The 15,526-nt window shown below is 67.3% G+C and carries 16 protein-coding genes, 1 other RNA gene and 1 riboswitch; of the genes, 9 read left to right on the forward strand and 8 right to left on the reverse strand.

Annotated features, from left to right (window positions below):
- The first annotated feature begins 14 nt into the window (after positions 1-14).
- The 4 genes from cobU to ACOABP_RS05355 are packed head-to-tail and all read left to right on the forward strand — an operon-like array spanning position 15 to position 3,668.
- Positions 15-755, forward strand: a complete 741-nt coding sequence (gene cobU / locus ACOABP_RS05340; RefSeq protein ID WP_474227278.1) for a bifunctional adenosylcobinamide kinase/adenosylcobinamide-phosphate guanylyltransferase — start codon at positions 15-17, stop codon at positions 753-755.
- Positions 752-1,741: an adenosylcobinamide-phosphate synthase CbiB gene (cbiB, locus tag ACOABP_RS05345; RefSeq protein WP_474227279.1), complete on the forward strand. Its 990-nt coding sequence runs from the start codon at positions 752-754 to the stop codon at positions 1,739-1,741. Before cobU ends, cbiB begins: the two co-directional genes overlap by 4 nt.
- The gene (cobD, locus tag ACOABP_RS05350; protein WP_474227280.1) at positions 1,738-2,766 is read left to right on the forward strand and encodes a threonine-phosphate decarboxylase CobD; all 1,029 of its coding nucleotides are present in this window, start codon (positions 1,738-1,740) and stop codon (positions 2,764-2,766) included. The genes cbiB and cobD overlap by 4 nt, the downstream gene beginning before the upstream one ends.
- Positions 2,767-2,774: 8 nt before the next feature.
- A complete protein-coding gene (locus ACOABP_RS05355; RefSeq protein WP_474227281.1) occupies positions 2,775-3,668 on the forward strand; it encodes a cobalamin-binding protein in 894 nt (297 codons plus the stop codon).
- A 104-nt stretch (positions 3,669-3,772) separates the two neighbouring features.
- Here ACOABP_RS05355 and cobC read toward each other — a convergent pair whose 3' ends face one another.
- The 7 genes from cobC to ACOABP_RS05390 form a co-directional block, all read right to left on the reverse strand.
- On the reverse strand, positions 3,773-4,354 hold the full coding sequence (cobC, locus tag ACOABP_RS05360) for an alpha-ribazole phosphatase family protein (RefSeq protein ID WP_474227282.1): 582 nt from the start codon (positions 4,352-4,354) through the stop codon (positions 3,773-3,775).
- Positions 4,339-5,115, reverse strand: a complete 777-nt coding sequence (locus tag ACOABP_RS05365; RefSeq protein WP_474227283.1) for an adenosylcobinamide-GDP ribazoletransferase — start codon at positions 5,113-5,115, stop codon at positions 4,339-4,341. Before ACOABP_RS05365 ends, cobC begins: the two co-directional genes overlap by 16 nt.
- A gap of 15 nt (positions 5,116-5,130) precedes the next feature.
- On the reverse strand, positions 5,131-6,195 hold the full coding sequence (gene cobT, locus ACOABP_RS05370) for a nicotinate-nucleotide--dimethylbenzimidazole phosphoribosyltransferase (RefSeq protein WP_474227284.1): 1,065 nt from the start codon (positions 6,193-6,195) through the stop codon (positions 5,131-5,133).
- A 62-nt stretch (positions 6,196-6,257) separates the two neighbouring features.
- A complete protein-coding gene (gene cobO, locus ACOABP_RS05375; protein ID WP_474227285.1) occupies positions 6,258-6,890 on the reverse strand; it encodes a cob(I)yrinic acid a,c-diamide adenosyltransferase in 633 nt (210 codons plus the stop codon).
- Positions 6,887-7,714 (reverse strand): ABC transporter ATP-binding protein, encoded by an 828-nt coding sequence (locus ACOABP_RS05380; RefSeq protein ID WP_474227286.1) that lies wholly within the window; start codon positions 7,712-7,714, stop codon positions 6,887-6,889. The genes cobO and ACOABP_RS05380 overlap by 4 nt, the downstream gene beginning before the upstream one ends.
- Complete coding sequence (locus ACOABP_RS05385) at positions 7,711-8,718, reverse strand: FecCD family ABC transporter permease (RefSeq protein ID WP_474227287.1); 1,008 nt, start codon at positions 8,716-8,718, stop codon at positions 7,711-7,713. Before ACOABP_RS05385 ends, ACOABP_RS05380 begins: the two co-directional genes overlap by 4 nt.
- A 16-nt stretch (positions 8,719-8,734) precedes the next feature.
- Positions 8,735-10,699, reverse strand: a complete 1,965-nt coding sequence (locus ACOABP_RS05390) for a TonB-dependent receptor plug domain-containing protein (RefSeq protein ID WP_474227288.1) — start codon at positions 10,697-10,699, stop codon at positions 8,735-8,737.
- 76 nt (positions 10,700-10,775) lie between these two features.
- Positions 10,776-11,079, reverse strand: a riboswitch (cobalamin riboswitch).
- A gap of 205 nt (positions 11,080-11,284) precedes the next feature.
- On the opposite strand from ACOABP_RS05390, the gene ACOABP_RS05395 reads away from it, so the two are divergent.
- The 5 genes from ACOABP_RS05395 (at position 11,285) to ACOABP_RS05415 (ending at position 13,877) form a co-directional block, all read left to right on the forward strand.
- Complete coding sequence (locus ACOABP_RS05395) at positions 11,285-11,608, forward strand: hypothetical protein (RefSeq protein ID WP_066731963.1); 324 nt, start codon at positions 11,285-11,287, stop codon at positions 11,606-11,608.
- A complete protein-coding gene (locus ACOABP_RS05400) occupies positions 11,605-11,928 on the forward strand; it encodes a cell division protein ZapA (protein WP_066731968.1) in 324 nt (107 codons plus the stop codon). Before ACOABP_RS05395 ends, ACOABP_RS05400 begins: the two co-directional genes overlap by 4 nt.
- Positions 11,929-12,255: 327 nt before the next feature.
- Positions 12,256-12,474: non-coding RNA, 6S RNA (ssrS, locus tag ACOABP_RS05405), on the forward strand.
- 76 nt (positions 12,475-12,550) lie between these two features.
- A complete protein-coding gene (locus ACOABP_RS05410; RefSeq protein WP_474227289.1) occupies positions 12,551-13,024 on the forward strand; it encodes an EVE domain-containing protein in 474 nt (157 codons plus the stop codon).
- A gap of 154 nt (positions 13,025-13,178) precedes the next feature.
- Positions 13,179-13,877, forward strand: coding sequence for an SIMPL domain-containing protein (locus ACOABP_RS05415; RefSeq protein ID WP_474227290.1), 699 nt, complete (start codon positions 13,179-13,181; stop codon positions 13,875-13,877).
- A gap of 90 nt (positions 13,878-13,967) precedes the next feature.
- Here ACOABP_RS05415 and ACOABP_RS05420 read toward each other — a convergent pair whose 3' ends face one another.
- On the reverse strand, positions 13,968-15,521 hold the full coding sequence (locus ACOABP_RS05420) for a malonate--CoA ligase (RefSeq protein ID WP_474227291.1): 1,554 nt from the start codon (positions 15,519-15,521) through the stop codon (positions 13,968-13,970).
- Between the last annotated feature and the right edge of the window lie 5 nt (positions 15,522-15,526).

A 15,526-nucleotide genomic window follows, 5' to 3' on the forward strand; every position in this document is an offset into this window, starting at 1 on the left:
CTACAATACGCGGGATGAAGACCCACGCCCCGCCTCAGGCGCTCAATCTCTCGGCCACGTCCGAGCCAGCTTCGGCAGGCGCGGCCACGGACGCCGATCCGGCGACCGAAGCCGCAGCGCAACCGCTGGCCGGCACCGCCGCGCCGCGCGAACTGACGCTGGTGCTGGGCGGCGCGCGTTCGGGCAAGAGCCACTTTGCCGAGCAGCTGGCTACCGATCATGCGGCCCTGACGCGTGGCCCGGTCACCTACATTGCCACGGCCCGGCACGATGCCGAAGCGGCCGACCAGGAAATGGAAGTCCGCATCGCGCTGCATCGCGCCCGCCGGCCGGCCGACTGGACGCTGGTGGAAGAGCCGGTCCATCTGGCCGATGCGCTCTACGCCCATGCGCGCCACGACGGCTGCATCCTGGTGGACTGCGTGACGCTGTGGCTCAACAACCTCGTCTTCGGCGAAAACCGCGCATACCCGGAACACGGCGTCATCACCCCGCCACCGGCCTTTACCGAGGAAATCGACGCGCTGATGACGGCGCTGCCAATGCTGCCCGGCCATGTGATCCTGGTGTCGAACGAAATTGGCTTCGGCGTGGTGCCGATGGGCGCCATCACGCGCTTCTACGTCGACGAACTGGGCCGCCTGAACCAGAAACTGGCCGCCGCCGCGGATCGCGTGCGACTACTGGTCGCCGGCATCCCGGTATCGATCAAGGATCCCGCTCCGTCCCAGGCACGCGGCAATCACACACGATGATCATGCTGTCCTGGCCAGCCTGCGTGGCGGCCGCACTTGCCGGCGTGCTGCTGGACCGCTGGCTTGGCGAACCGCGCCGCTGGCATCCGTTGATCGGGTTTGGCCGCATCGCGTCGGCCGTCGCCAACCGTCTTAACCGTCCCGAACGCAGTGCCTTGCGCCAGCGCGTGGCCGGCCTGGCCGCGTGGTCGCTGGTGGTGCTCGGCCCTGCCGCGCTGGCCGCATGGCTGGTGGCACTGGCGGCCGATGTCCATCCGCTGCTGGCCTGGGCGCTGCACGCGGTGGCGCTCTACTTTGCGCTGGGCGCCTGCAGCCTGACGCAACACATCGCGCCGATTGCCGACGCGCTATCGCGCAACGACCTGCCCGCCGCGCGCACGCTGACGGCGCGCATCGTGTCGCGCGACACGGCCGATGCCGATGCCGAAGCACTGGCGCGCGCCGCCTGCGAATCGGCGCTGGAAAACGGCAACGATGCCATCTTCGGCGCGCTGTTCTGGTTCCTGGTGGGCGGCGCGCCGGCCGTGATCATGTTCCGGCTGGCAAATACGCTCGACGCCATGTGGGGATACCGCACACCGCGCTGGGAAATGTTCGGCTGGGCCGCGGCCCGTATCGACGACGTGCTGAACCTGGTGCCGGCGCGGCTGACCGCGCTGTCGTACGCACTGCTGGGCGCTACCGCCCAGGCGATGCGCTGCTGGCGCACCCAGGCCCCTGCCTGGTCGAGCCCGAACGCCGGTCCCGTGATGGCCGCCGGCGCCGGCGCGGTGGGCGTGGCCCTGGGCGGCGGCGCGCGCTACCACGGCGAGTGGGAAGAACGCCCACCGCTGGGCATCGGCGACGCACCACGCGCCGCGCACGTCCACGCGTGCCTGCGGCTCGTGCAACGCACGCTGTGGCTGTGGCTCGGCGTGGCGATGCTGAGCGTGCCGCTGCTGTCGGCGTGGGTCTCGGGATCGATCTCGAAATGGGGGGCGGCATGAGCGGCAGCCCGGCGCCGATCCGCCACGGCGGCAACCTGCTGGCCGCCGTGCGCCGTTACGGCCGCGCGGCGGAAGACTGGCTCGACCTGTCCACCGGCATCAATCCGGCCGGCTATCCGGTCCCCGCGCTGCCCGCCGACGCCTGGCAGCGGTTGCCGCAGGACGACGACGGCCTGGCAGAAATTGCCGCACAGGCCTACGGTGCGCCGCACGCGTTGCCAGTGGCCGGCTCGCAGGCGGCCATCCGCACGCTGCCCACGTTGTTGCGCCCGGGGCGCGTGGGCATTGCCGCGCTTGGCTACAGCGAATATGCGCCCGCCTTCGCGCTTGCCGGGCACACGGTGGTGCCGCTCGATGAGCGCGATTTCGCGCGCGACGACTTGCCGGCCGGGCTCGATCATCTGGTCGTCGTCAATCCGAACAATCCGACCGCACGGCTGCTCTCCACCGGGCAGTTGCTGCGCTGGCATGCAAGGCTGACCACGCTGATCGTCGACGAAGCGTTTCTCGACAGCACCACCGCGCCGTCGCTGGCCGCGCACACCGGCCTGCAGGGGCTGGTGGTGTTGCGGTCGATCGGCAAGTTCTACGGGTTGGCGGGCATGCGCTGCGGCTTCGTGCTGGCCGCGCCCGATCTGCTCGATGCACTGTCACACCGGCTTGGACACTGGACGGTCTCCGGGCCCGCCCGCGCCGTGGCGCGGCTGGTGCTGGCCGACACCGCCTGGCAGGCAGCCACCCGCACGGCCCTGCATCGGCAGGGGCAGCGACTGGCGATACTGCTACGCGAACACGGGCTTGCGCCGGTATCGCAGCCGCTGTTCAGCTGGGTGCCCGAAGTCCGCGCGCCCGCGCTGCACGAGGCCCTGGCACAACAAGGCGTCTGGACGCGCCTGTTCGACGCCGCAGGCGGCTGTCCGGCCAGCCTGCGCCTGGGCCTGCCACCCGACAACGACGCTGCGTGGCAGCGGCTTGATGCCGCATTGATCACCGCACTGGCTGCCGTACCGCATCCCACCCTCTGATGATTCCGATGAAGGCCTCCCTCCTGCTCGCCGCGGCGCTGCTCGCCAGCCCCTGTGTCCACGCTGCCGTCACCGTTACCGACGACGCCGGCCAGACCGTCACGCTGGCCCAGCCCGCGCGGCGTATCGTCTCGCTGGCACCGCATGTGACCGAACTGATCTACGCGGCTGGCGGCGGCGATCGCATCGTCGGCACGGTCAGCTACAGCGACTACCCGCCGCAGGCACGCGACATCCCGCGCGTGGGCGACAACAAGGCCCTGGACCTGGAGCGCATTGCCGCGCTCAAGCCCGATCTGATCGTGGTCTGGCGCCACGGCAACGCCCAGAAGCAGACCGACCGCCTGCGCGCGCTGGGCATGCCGCTGTTCTACAGCGAGCCGCGCCGCCTGGAGTCCATCCCGGAAAATCTTGAAAAGCTCGGCACGCTGATGGGCACCGAGGCCGTTGCCACCCGTGCCGCCGCCGACTTCCGCCAGCAGGTGTCCTCGCTGCGCAAGACCTATGCCGATCGCCCGCCCGTGACGGTGTTCTATCAGGTGTGGCAGCAGCCGCTGATGACGCTGAACGGCCAGCACCTGGTCAGTGACCTGCTGACGCTGTGTGGCGGCCGCAACCTGTTCGCGAAAGAAACCCCGTTGGTGCCCACCGTGTCGGTGGAAGCGGTGGTGGCTGGCAACCCGGAGGTCATGCTGACGGCGGGCATGGGCGCTACGCGCCCTGACAAATCGCTGGCGGACTTTGCGATGTGGGAGAAATGGAAGCAGGTCACCGCCGTGGCGCGCAACAACCTGTTCATCATCGACGGCGACCTGGTCAACCGTGCGGGCCCGCGCGTGGTGAACGGCGCGGCGGAAATCTGCAAGGATCTCGATCTCGCGCGGTCGCGGCGGGGGAAGTGATCAGCCTGAGACGGGAGAACACCGGGAGGGAATGGATATTCCGTTGGGGTGCCCCCCTCTCCCGCTGCGCGTGAGAGGCGCCGGGGAAGAGGGCGTGCCGTCCATCAGCCCGTCACGCGATTCCACCACCCCAGCCTGGGCGTGCCATCGCCCAGGGTGAACTTGCAGGTGGCGCCGAAGTCGAGCGACCAGTGCAGCGTCTGCGCCAGCGTGATGCCCAGCCAGTGCGCGGCAAGCATGCGCATCGGTCCCGCGTGCGTCACCACCCATAACCGCGCGTCAGATCCGGCATCGAGCGCATCGGCCCACTCGGCCACGCGCGCCGTCACCTGCGCCGGGCTTTCGCCGCCGTGGGGGCAGGCACCCATCAGGTCGGCCGCCCACAGATCCAGTGCATCGCGCGGAATTTCGGCCCAGGGCTTGCCTTCCCACGTACCAAAATCCATCTCGCGCAGGCGCGGCTCCACATCGGCGGCCGGCAGGTCCGGCATGCAGGCGATCAGTTGCGCGGCCGTGTCGCGGGCGCGCAGCGCGGGGCTGGTGACGATGCGATGCGGCAGTGCCAGGCCGGCAACCACCCGCGCCGGGTCTGGCGTCACCGGCGTCGTCAGCGACAGGTCGAGGCTGCCATAGCAGATGCCCGCCGCCACCTCGGGCTGTGCGTGGCGAATTAGTAGAACTTCCATGCCGCGGCCACCAGGTAGATCGACAACTCGGCAAGCTGTTGGGCCATGCCCAGGCAATCGCCGGTATAGCCGCCGATGCGCCGCACGAAATAGGCGCCCAGCGCGGCACGCAGCCCGGCCAGCACCAGCACGGTCACGATGGCGAACCACGGCGAGATCCATAGCAGCGGCAGCACGCCACACGCCAGCGCGAACACCAGGCTGCGGGTCTCCAGCCGCTGCGCCACCGGCTTGGCCTTGCCTTCGTGGCGCACGTAGTCGTGCGTGGCCAGGAACGTGATCGCCATGGCGCGGCTGGCGCCGTGGCCGGCAACCAGCACCGCCAGCAGCATCATGCCACCGTGGACTTCTCCCACGGACACCAGTAGTTGCCACTTCAGCAGCAGCGCCACCACGATGGCAATGGCACCGAATGCGCCCACGCGGGAATCGTGCATGATCGTCAGCACGTCCTCGGGCCGGTAGCCGCCGCCGAAGGCATCCACGCAATCGGCCAGCCCATCCTCGTGGAACGCGCCCGTCAGCAGCAGCGTGGCGGCCATGCCCAGCACGATCGCCACCGACGGCGACCAGAGCTGCCATGCGATGCCCGTCACCAGCGCCCCGGCCACGCCCACCATCAGGCCCACGGCCGGGAAATAGCGCGCCGCAGCGTTCAGGTAGTGCGGCGCGAACCCGACCCAGACCGCCAGCTGCTGGGGCATCGGCACGCGTGTGAAATAGCCTACGGCGGTCAGGAAGTAGCGGAGTTCGTCAGCCATGGCGTCTGCGGGGATCTACGCGGAAGCGTTGCTGATGCCGGCGCCGCTGAATGTCGCCATCTCGCGCAGGAACGCGACGGCGGACGCCACCAGCGGCCAGGCCAGTGCGGCACCCGTGCCCTCGCCCAGGCGCAGGTCCAGCGCCAGCAGCGGTTCTGCCTTGAATTCGGCCAGCAGCGCGCGGTGGCCCTGTTCGTGCGAGCAATGCGAGAACACGCAGTACTGAAGCACGGCCGGATCGATGCGCGCGGCCACCAGCAGCGCCGCCGAGGCAATAAAGCCATCCACCAGGATCACCATGCGGCTGGCGGCCGCGGCCAGGTAGGCGCCTGTCATCGCCGCGATCTCGAAGCCGCCGAACGTGGCGAGCACGTCGAGCGGATCGGTGGCGCCCGGATGCCGCGCCAGCGCCTGCGCCAGGATCTCGCGTTTGCGCGCCACGCCAGCGTCGTCCAGCCCCGTGCCGCGTCCCGTGCAGGCTTCCAGCGGCAGTCCGGTCAGGCGGCTCATCACACACGCCGCCGCCGAGGTATTGGCAATGCCCATTTCGCCAAAGCCGATCACGTTGGTGCCCTGTTGCGCATGGCGCAGCACGCGTGCAATGCCGGTGTTGATCGCCGCGCCAGCCTCGGCCGGGGTCATGGCCGGCTGCTCGACGAAATTGCGCGTGCCATTGGCGATGCGGCCGTTCACCAGCCCCGGCGACGCCGGCAGCGGTGCACGCACGCCCACATCGACCACTTCGAGCGCCATCCCGTGCAGGCGCGTGAACACGTTGATGGCCGCCCCGCCGTTCAGGAAGTTCAGCACCATCTGCGCGGTGACTTCGGCCGGAAAGGCGCTGACACCGGCATCGGCCACGCCATGGTCGCCCGCGAACACGATGATGGCGGGCCGGTTCAGCTCGGGCACGGTCTCGCCACGGATCAGCCCGATCTGCAGGGCCAGCGATTCGAGCCGGCCCAGTGACCCGGGCGGCTTGGTCTTGTCGTCGATAGCGGCCTGCAGCACGCCACGCAGCGATTCATCAAGCGGCGCGATGGGCGGCAGGGTCAGCGCAAAGTCGGAAATATGGGTCATCAATCTTTTACAAATCCTTGGAGAACGCCGGCAAGGCAAATCGGCTTGCCGGTGCCGTCCTACTACATTTCTACGCCACGTTGCGCCTTGATGCCTTGCTGGAACGCGTGTTTGACCGGCGTCATGTCGGTCACCGTGTCGGCGGCTTCCACCAGCGCGGGCGGCGCACCACGGCCCGTGATCACCACATGCTGCATCGCGGGACGCGCCCGCAGGTCGGCAATCACGGTCTCGACATCAAGATAGTGCAACTTCAGCGCGATGTTCAGTTCATCGAACAGCACCAGGCCGATGGCAGGGTCGCGCAGCATGCCGCGCGCCACCTCCCACGCGGCCTCGGCCTTTGCCACGTCGCGTGCGCGGTCCTGGGTTTCCCAGGTGTAGCCCTCGCCCATCACGTGGAATTCGCATTGGTCCGGAAAGCGCCGCAGGAACATTTCCTCGCCGCTCGGGATGGCGCCCTTGATGAACTGGACCACGCCCGTGCGCATGCCGTGCCCCATCGCGCGCACCACCATGCCGAAGCCCGAACTCGACTTGCCCTTGCCGTTGCCGGTGGTGATGACGATCACGCCGCGCTCGGTCTGCGCGGCGGCAATCTTGGCATCGACCACTTCCTTCTTGCGGACCATGCGGTTCTTGTGGCGCTCGTCGCGGCCGTCGTCGGTCGGGCTGGCTTGTTCGGTATCGCTCATGGTGTCTTTCCATCGGGGATCAGCGCGGTGTGCGTGCCGTCGCTGATACTGATAATCGGGGTACGCAGCGCTCGCGAGCACTGCGCGGGGGTCAGGACTTCGGGCGCCGGGCCATGCAGCGCGACGCCGTCTTCGGACATCAGCAAGGCATGGGTGGCATGGCGGCGCGCAAGTGTGAGGTCGTGCAGGATCACCACGGCGGCGTGGCGGCCGGCACTGGTCAGGCGACGCAGCAGGTCGAGCACCAGGATCTGGTGGCGCAGGTCCAGGTGCGAGACCGGTTCGTCCAGCAGCAGCAGCGGCGCCTGCTGCGCCAGCACGGCGGCCAGCGACACACGCTGGCGCTCGCCGCCGGACAGGGTCAGCACGTCGCGCGCGGCCAGCGTGTCGAGATCGCACTGGGCCATCACGTCGCGCACCACGCGGTCGTCGTCGCGCTTGCCCCAGCCCCAGCCGCTCATGTGCGGATGGCGGCCGATGCGCACCGCATCCTCCACAGCCATCGAAAACGTGTCATGCACGGCTTGCGGCAGGTAGGCGCGCTGGCGTGCCAGCGTGGCCGGCGCAACCTGCATGGCGGCCACGCCATCGATGCCCACGGCCCCGCCATCGGGTGCGCGCAGGCCGGCCAGCACGCCCATCAGCGTCGACTTGCCCACGCCGTTGGGGCCGACGATGCACCAGAGCTGGCCCGCCTCGATGGACAGCGACAAGCCATCCACCAGCACGCGCCGGCCCGCGCGCAGGCGCACGTCGCGCAGCGACAGGACCGGGCACGGGGCCAGCGGCTCGAACCACGGGCGCGTCGGGCTTGTCTCGCTCATCGCGGCCTCCGCAGCAACAGGTAGAGGAAGGTCGGCACGCCCAGCAGCGCCGTGATGACACCCACCGGCAACTGCGCCGGCGCGATCACGGTGCGGGCGATCAGGTCCGCCGCCATCAGCAGCGTGCCGCCCAGCAGCACAGACGCGGGCAGCAACTGGCGCTGGTCGTTGCCCCACGCGAGCCGCACCATATGCGGCACCACCAGCCCGACAAAGCCGATGGAACCGGCCGTGGTGATGGCGGCGGCGATGGCAAACGAGGCAATCAGGAACGTAGCCAGCCGCACGCGGCCCACGCGCACGCCCAGCGATTGCGCCACGGTTTCACCGAGCAGCATCACGTTAAGCGCGCGCGCCAGCGGCATCGCCAGCCCCAGCGCCACCACCAGCGTGGCCAGGGCCCAGCCGTAGCTGGCCGTGCCGCTCAGGTCGCCGGTCAGCCAGAACAGCATGCCGCGCAGCCGGGATTCTGGCGCGATGGCAAGGATCAGCGTGATCAGCGCGCCCCAGCCGGCCGCCAGGATCACGCCCGTCAGCAGCAGCCGCGCGCCGGCCTCGTGATGGCCGCCCTGCACTTGCGGATGCAGCAGGTCGCGCCGCGCCAGCGTGGCTACCAGCAACATCGAACAGAGCGCGCCGCCCGCCGCACCGGTCTGCACCACCCACAGCGGCAGCGACAGCAGCATCGCCAGCAGCGCGCCCGTGGACGCCCCGCCGGATACGCCCAGCACATAGGGCTCGGCCAGCGGATTGCGCAGCAGCACCTGCATCATTGCGCCAGACAGTGCCAGCAGGCCGCCGCAGGCAAACGCGGCCGCCGCGCGCGGCAAACGCAGTTCGCGCACGATGGCGCCGGCCGTGCCGGTATCGGCGCCGGTCAGCGCCTGCCAGACCTGCGCGCCGTCCAGCGCGACGCTGCCGACGGCCAGCGACAGGGCGAACACCGCCGCCCCGGCCAAGGCCAGGACGGTCCAGACGGTCAGCGCGCGGCGCAGCTCTGTCATGGCGTGAGGTTACGCCCTACTTCTGGCGCCAGCCGAGCGTGATGAACCCGGCGCGGCCCTGCGTGTTGTAGGGCCAGGCGAGCTGGTAGTTCTTGTCGAACAGGTTTTCCACGCGGGCGGCCACGAACCATTGCTTGTCGATGTTGTAGCGGGCATTGAGGTTGACGATACCGTATCCGCCCAGAATGCGCCCGCTGCTGTCCAGCCGCTCCGACGACAGCAGCCATTCGCCACCAAAGCGCCAGTTGCCGAAATTGCGGCCCACGTCGAATGATGCATGGCGCCTCGCCCGGCGCAGCAGCTGGGTGTTGCTGCTCTCGTCCACCGGATTCTGGAAGGTCACGGCGGCGCCGAGGTCGGTCCCCCAGATGGTGGCCCGCCACGACGCCTCGATACCCTGCACCTTGGCCTTGTTGACATTCTGCGCCAGGAACACGCCGCTGCCCACGGCCGTCGACACGATCAGGTCGTCATAGCGCGTCTCGAACGCGGTCACGCGCAGCAGGCCGGCGCTGGCCGTGTCGACCTGCACGCCCGCCTCGGCGGACTTGGCGCGCTCGGGCTGCAGGTTCGGCTGGCCGAAGCCCGGGTAGTACAGTTCGTTGAACGTCGGCGCGCGGAACGCGTTGCTGACGTTGGCAATCAGCTTGACCTGTTCGGTCACGTTGAAGCCATAACCGGCAAAGAAGCTGCCCTGGTTGCCGAAATCGGAATAGTGGTCGTTACGGCCGTTCAGCTGCAGCTGGTTCCGTCCGATACGGCCTTCATAGCCACCGTAGACCGAAAACACATTGCGCGACGGCGCGTTGTACGAACTCGACGCCAGCGTCTGCTGCAGCCAGTCTGTGCCGAACAGCAGCTTGTGGTCGGGCGTCAGCGCATATTCGTTCTGCCAGTTGAACTGGCGGTTGCGGGTGCTGAACAGGCTGTCGAACAGGCCGTTCTTGGTACCTTCGCTGCGGTCCTCGCTCTGCGACAGCTTGAAGTGCGTGGTCCAGGCCGACGTCACCTTGCCGTTGACGAACGCCGACAGCGTGTACAGCTCGCTGTTCATGCGGAAATCGTCGGTCGGCTTGCCGCTGGTGCTGTCATACGACAGGTCGCTCTTCGAGTAGTACGCCGCGAAGCCGGCATCCCAGTCGGATGTGAACTTGTGACGGATCTGGCCCGACACGCTCTTGTTCTCGTACGGGTTGTCGCCCGGGTTCGGCCCCGTGCCGCGCCGCACGGCCGCGGCGTTGGCGGCGGCCCACTGGTTATAGTTGATCGACGAAAAGCCGTCGGTCTTGAAGATCGAGCCGGTCAGGTTGAACGATGTGTCGCCGATCTGGCCGCCGTAGCCCACGGTGCCCTGGCGCGTGTTGTTGCTGCCGTACTCCACCTGCGCGTTGGCCGCCGGTGCCTGACCGACGCCGTTCTTGGTGAAGATCTGCACCACGCCGCCGATGGCGTCCGACCCGTACAGCGCCGACACGTTGCCGCGCACCACTTCGATATGGTCGATCTGGTCGGGCAGGATGTTCGCGAGCTGGGCCGTGCCGCCGCTGACGCCGGCCACTCGCACGCCATCGATCAGGATCAGCACCTGGTTGGAATTGGCGCCGCGCATGAACAGCGAGGTATTGGCACCCATGCCGCCATTGGCGGCGAATTCGACACCGGCCTGGCCGCGCAGCAGCGAGCGCAGGTCGGGTGCCTGCGAGTTGACGATGTCTTCCTGGGTGACCACCGTGGTGTGCGGCAGCGCCTCGGTCACGCTTTGCGCGGTGCGCGAGGCGGTGACCACCACCGGCGCCAGCTGGGCCTGCGGCTGCTCGGCGGGTGCTGCAGATGCGGCGGGTGCAGACTCGGCGGACGCCTCCTGGGCGAAGGCCGGAACATGGGATGCGGAAAATACGGCAACGGCCGCCATGATGGCGGGCACGGACGGGCGAACCGGCGGCTTTGCCGCGACGGTCGACCTGGATAGCGTGGAACGCATGAGCAGGATGGATGAGAACGGCCGGGCCCGTTCCCCCGCGGACCTGATGGCGAATTGGCGTGCCGCATGGGGTGCGGACGCCCGCGTTCTTCAGGCCGGTATCCGGGCTGACGACATCAGGCAGGCCGCCTTCCCGACCGGCTCCCCGCAACCTCCGGCGAGTCCGTGTCAGTGGCGCTTGGCCCGCCCTGCGAATGCGCACAAGGCGTGTTCGCGGTCGCTTACCGTTGCGGGGGCAGCACAGGTTGGCCTGCTCCGCTCGCGTCCAGCCTGGCCGATCGACATCGCCCCGGGCTGGCGGGCGGTACCCGGCTCCCTGTTTCCCGTTGAACTGCAGCCCCTGCGTGGAGGCCGCGAGCACCTGGAACGTGCGCGAGTGTAGGGAGTTTCAAAGTTGGCGTCAATGCGATGGGTCAAGTTGCCGATGACCGTGTTTGACACGCGAAATCACGCCGTTCGCCGCAGATCGGTGCAACTTCCGTGCGGCACGCAAGTCTCACCGGGCGCGTTGACGGTAGCCCCCGCGCGTGCATCGGCTAGAATCCCGAAACCTGACCCTTACTCCTACCGGACACGACAGGCACTATGCTCAACGAACTCGAACAACTGGCCGCCAAGATCGGGCGCGTGCTGCATCATGCGGACACCCTGGCGGCGGAAAACCAGCGGCTGCGCGCGGAGATCGACCGCCTGCAGGCCGAGGCGAGCACGTTGCGCGCGGACCGCGAAGCCATGGCGGCCGACCGCGAGCTGCTCAATATCAAGATCGAGGAAGCGCAGCTGCGCATCCAGTCCATCCTGGACAAGCTGCCTACGGCCAGCGATGCGCGCCAGCTCGACCTGCTGGGCGACGGCCAGGCCCGCACCGCATCGGAAGGTTCGCAGCAAGCCCCCGGAGAACACGCATGAGCAACAAGCAAGTGGAACTGAACATCGCAGGCCAGCCCTATCGTTTCGCGATCTCGCCGGAGAACGAGGCCGCGTTGCTCGAGGCCGCCGCGCTGGTCGACGACAAGATGAACAAGCTCAAGGGCAGCGTGTCGGCCAAGGGCGTGGAACGCGTGGCCGTGATGGCTGCCATCAGCATTGCGTCGGACCTGCTGGCGATCCGCCGCAAGCAGGAAGAAGACGGCTCGATTCCGGTCGACGCGGTGCGCGCGCGTATCCGCGAACTGAACGAGCGCGCCGACGAGGCGCTGCGCCAGTACGCGCACGTGGGCACGCGCTGAGCCGCGAAAAAACCCTGACGGCAACACTTGAATTGCGCGGCCGCGGCCAGATATGTCATCCATGTGAAGCCGATGCCGCGCACGGCCTCACGATGTGCATGGATATGCCGGTTGTTGTGGAAAATGTAACGCCTCGACGTATCCGGCTTGGTATCACTGACGTCGCGGTGTATAGTGGAGCCACTGCGCGGCGAGACTGACCGAAGCAGTTGGATGGTCGGGTTATCGGGCCTGGCCGCCGTTTCCATCCCATCCTAGTTTGAAACGGCAAACGTCTGACATCCCAAGCGTGTTGCACGCACAGGAACTCAAGTCAGACGTTTGACAGTTTCCCTGCCTGGTTCGTGAGGGTCATAAACTCCTTGAACCGATATGCATTGCATGGTGCGGGATCATGTCGTGTGGGCGAGCGCGTTACCGCATTCATAGTCCTGGCTTCGGTCCGGACTCCCTGAGTGGGCGATGTACCCGAAATACGACTTCCGCAGCCACTCTGAACCTCACTTGGGTTCAGGATGCCGACCCAGCGGCCGAGGCGGGGACCCCCTTCAAGTGGTGAAGAGGCGGTGGTTTCAATGAACCACCGCCTTTTTCATTTCAACTCCTGACCTGTCATCGATTCATGGCCGACGAACGTGCCCGCCAGTACTGGCTGATGAAGTCCGAACCGGACGAAGCCAGCATCGACGACCTGGCCCGTGAAGGTACGCTGCCATGGACCGGCGTGCGCAACTACCAGGCGCGCAACTTCATGCGCGACCAGATGCGCATTGGCGACGGCGTGCTGTTCTATCACTCGTCGTGTCCCGAACCGGGCATTGCCGGCCTTGCCGAGGTCTGCTCGCAGCCCTACCCCGATCCCACGCAGTTCGACCCGAAGAGCGACTACTACGACAAGGCGTCGAAGCAGGAAGCGCCGCGTTGGTCGCTGGTGGATGTGCGCTTCGTCAGCAAGAGCGCGCTGATCCCGCTGCCGGCATTGCGCGAACATGATGCGCTGGCCGACATGGTAGTGCTGCGCAAGGGCAACCGCCTGTCGATCACGCCGGTCACGCCGGCCGAATGGCGTTTCATCACTGGGAAGCTGATGAAGTAGCTTCTGCGGCCACAGTGATTTGGCCGCACCGCATTTTTTTCTCCCGCCTTAACCCCGATCCGGCCATCCGTTCGTTAGATCTCCCATGCAGGCCCGCATGGAACGAAATGCGGGGCTTCGCATCTGATAGCCATCACATTGATCGGAGAATAATATGAAGAAATTGCTTGCCGCCTCGCTGCTGGGCACCGTCGCCGCCGTTGCCACGGCCCAGACCGTTGCCGTGCCGCCGCCTTCGGGCGTGCTGTCGCTGTCCGCCGACGCGATGACCGAGGTGCCGACCGATGTGGTCACGCTGGTCCTGGCCGCCGAGCAGGAAGGCCCGGAGCCCACCGCCATTTCGAATGCGCTGTCGTCGCGCACCCAGGCGGCGCTGGCGCAGGCCAAGCGCGTGTCGGGCGTGGAAGCGCAGTCCGGCGGCTTTACGATTCATCCGAATACCGATCGCAACGGCAAGATCAGCACGTGGCGCGGGCGTTCCGAGATCGTCCTCAAGTCGAAGGACTTTGCCGCCGTGTCGAAGCTGGCTGGCGAACTGGCCAACCAGATGCAGGTGCAGAATATCGGCTTCTCGCTGTCGCGCGAGGCGCGTCGGGCGGCCGAACAGAAGCTGGCCGACCAGGCCGTGGCAGCATTCCGTGACAAGGCACAGGCCACCACGAAGCTGTTCGGCTTCAGCGGCTACACCATCCGCGAAGTGTCGCTCAACGAATCGGGCGGCGTGATGCCGCCGGTGCCGCGCATGTATGCGGCCAAGGCCATGTCGTCCGATTCCGGCGCGCCGATTCCGGTGGAAGGCGGCAAGACCCAGGTGACCGTGTCGGTCAACGGGTCGGTGCAGATGGTGAAGTAAGCGCACTGGCGCTACGGCTTCCCGGCAAAGGAATCAAAAAAAGCCCCGCTCCCATTTCATGGGGCGGGGCTTTTTTCGCGGTGCGTCGGATTACAGCGCCGCGAACTGCTGGCGCAGCACGTTCTTCTGCACCTTGCCCATCGTGTTGCGTGGCAGTTCGTCCACCACATGCACGCGCTTGGGCACCTTGAAGTTGGCGATGCGGCCCTTGAGCGTGCCGATCATGCCGGCTTCGTCGATGTCCGCGCCGGGCTTGCGCACCACTACGGCCACCACGGCTTCGCCAAAGTCGGCATGGGGCACGCCGATCACGGCCGATTCCACCACACCGGGCATCTCGTCGATAAAGCTCTCGATTTCCTTCGGGTAGACGTTGTAGCCACCCGAGATGATCAGGTCCTTGCTGCGGCCGACGATGGTCAGGTAGTTGTCCGGCACCTTGCGCTCGCCGGCCTGGCTAACGATGGCACCGCCAAAGCGGCCCACATCGCCGGTCTTGAACCAGCCGTCGGCAGTGAATTCCTCGGCGGTCTTTTCCGGCATGCGCCAGTAGCCCTTGAACACATTGGGGCCCTTTACCTCGACATTGCCGATCACGCCGGGCTGGCAAGCGTTGCCCTCGCCGTCCATCACGCGCACCGACACGCCCGGCAGCGGCATACCCACGGTGCCGCCGATGCGGTCACCCAGCGCCGTGTCGTACGGGTTCGAGACCAGCATCACGGTTTCGCTCATGCCGTAGCGTTCCAGGATCGTGTGGCCGGTGCGCTCGCGGAAGGCGTCGAACGTCTCCAGCAGCAGCGGCGCCGATCCCGACACGAACAGGCGCATGTTCTTGCAGAGTTCCATGTCGAAACGCGACTCCTGCACCATGCGCACGTAGTAGGTCGGCACGCCCATCATCACCGTGCAGCGCGGGATGAATTTCAGGATCTGCCCCATGTCCAGCTTCGGCGCCCAGATCATCTTGGCGCCAGCCAGCAGCGCGCCGTGCGATGCCACGAACAGGCCGTGGACGTGGAAGATCGGCAGCATGTGCAGCAGCACGTCGTCGCTGCGCCAGCCCCAGTATTCGTTCAGCGTCAGCGCATTCGATGCCAGGTTGCGATGCGTCAGCATCGCGCCCTTGCTGCGGCCGGTGGTGCCAGAGGTGTACAGGATGGCCGCCAGGTCGTCGTCCGCGCGCTGCACGGTCTCGAACGTATCCGGCTGCGCCGCCGCGCGCTGCAGCAGCGACCCGGTACGGTTTTCGTCCAGCGTGAACACGTGCGCCGTGTTGTGCGCGAAGGCCACCTTCGATACCCAGCCAAAGTTGTTGCTGCTGCAGACCACCACCGCCGGCTCGGCATTGCCGACGAAATAGTCGATTTCGGCTTCCTGGTACGCGGTGTTCAGCGGCAGGTACACATAGCCCGCTCGCAGCGTGGCCAGGTACAGGAACAGCGCTTCCGGCGACTTTTCCACCTGCACGGCCACGCGCGCGCCGGCCGGCAGCTTCAGCGCGGTCAGCAGGTTGGCAAGCTTGGCCGTGGCGCGGTCCAGGTCGTCCCACGTGTAGTACAGGCCGTCATGCGTTTCGATGCAGCAGGCGCTGCGGTCGGCGGGAAAACGGGATTCGAACAGGGCGAACAGATTGGCGTTCATGGTAC

The sequence above is a fragment of the Cupriavidus sp. HE11 genome (assembly GCF_056097175.1).

Coding starts and splice junctions, on each gene's coding strand:
- cobU (WP_474227278.1), top strand. CDS start 15: ATGAAGACCCACGCCCCGCCTCAGGCGCTCAATCTCTCGGCCACGTCC.
- cbiB (WP_474227279.1), top strand. CDS start 752: ATGATCATGCTGTCCTGGCCAGCCTGCGTGGCGGCCGCACTTGCCGGC.
- cobD (WP_474227280.1), top strand. CDS start 1,738: ATGAGCGGCAGCCCGGCGCCGATCCGCCACGGCGGCAACCTGCTGGCC.
- ACOABP_RS05355 (WP_474227281.1), top strand. CDS start 2,775: ATGAAGGCCTCCCTCCTGCTCGCCGCGGCGCTGCTCGCCAGCCCCTGT.
- cobC (WP_474227282.1), bottom strand. CDS start 4,354: ATGGAAGTTCTACTAATTCGCCACGCACAGCCCGAGGTGGCGGCGGGC.
- ACOABP_RS05365 (WP_474227283.1), bottom strand. CDS start 5,115: ATGGCTGACGAACTCCGCTACTTCCTGACCGCCGTAGGCTATTTCACA.
- cobT (WP_474227284.1), bottom strand. CDS start 6,195: ATGACCCATATTTCCGACTTTGCGCTGACCCTGCCGCCCATCGCGCCG.
- cobO (WP_474227285.1), bottom strand. CDS start 6,890: ATGAGCGATACCGAACAAGCCAGCCCGACCGACGACGGCCGCGACGAG.
- ACOABP_RS05380 (WP_474227286.1), bottom strand. CDS start 7,714: ATGAGCGAGACAAGCCCGACGCGCCCGTGGTTCGAGCCGCTGGCCCCG.
- ACOABP_RS05385 (WP_474227287.1), bottom strand. CDS start 8,718: ATGACAGAGCTGCGCCGCGCGCTGACCGTCTGGACCGTCCTGGCCTTG.
- ACOABP_RS05390 (WP_474227288.1), bottom strand. CDS start 10,699: ATGCGTTCCACGCTATCCAGGTCGACCGTCGCGGCAAAGCCGCCGGTT.
- ACOABP_RS05395 (WP_066731963.1), top strand. CDS start 11,285: ATGCTCAACGAACTCGAACAACTGGCCGCCAAGATCGGGCGCGTGCTG.
- ACOABP_RS05400 (WP_066731968.1), top strand. CDS start 11,605: ATGAGCAACAAGCAAGTGGAACTGAACATCGCAGGCCAGCCCTATCGT.
- ACOABP_RS05410 (WP_474227289.1), top strand. CDS start 12,551: ATGGCCGACGAACGTGCCCGCCAGTACTGGCTGATGAAGTCCGAACCG.
- ACOABP_RS05415 (WP_474227290.1), top strand. CDS start 13,179: ATGAAGAAATTGCTTGCCGCCTCGCTGCTGGGCACCGTCGCCGCCGTT.
- ACOABP_RS05420 (WP_474227291.1), bottom strand. CDS start 15,521: ATGAACGCCAATCTGTTCGCCCTGTTCGAATCCCGTTTTCCCGCCGAC.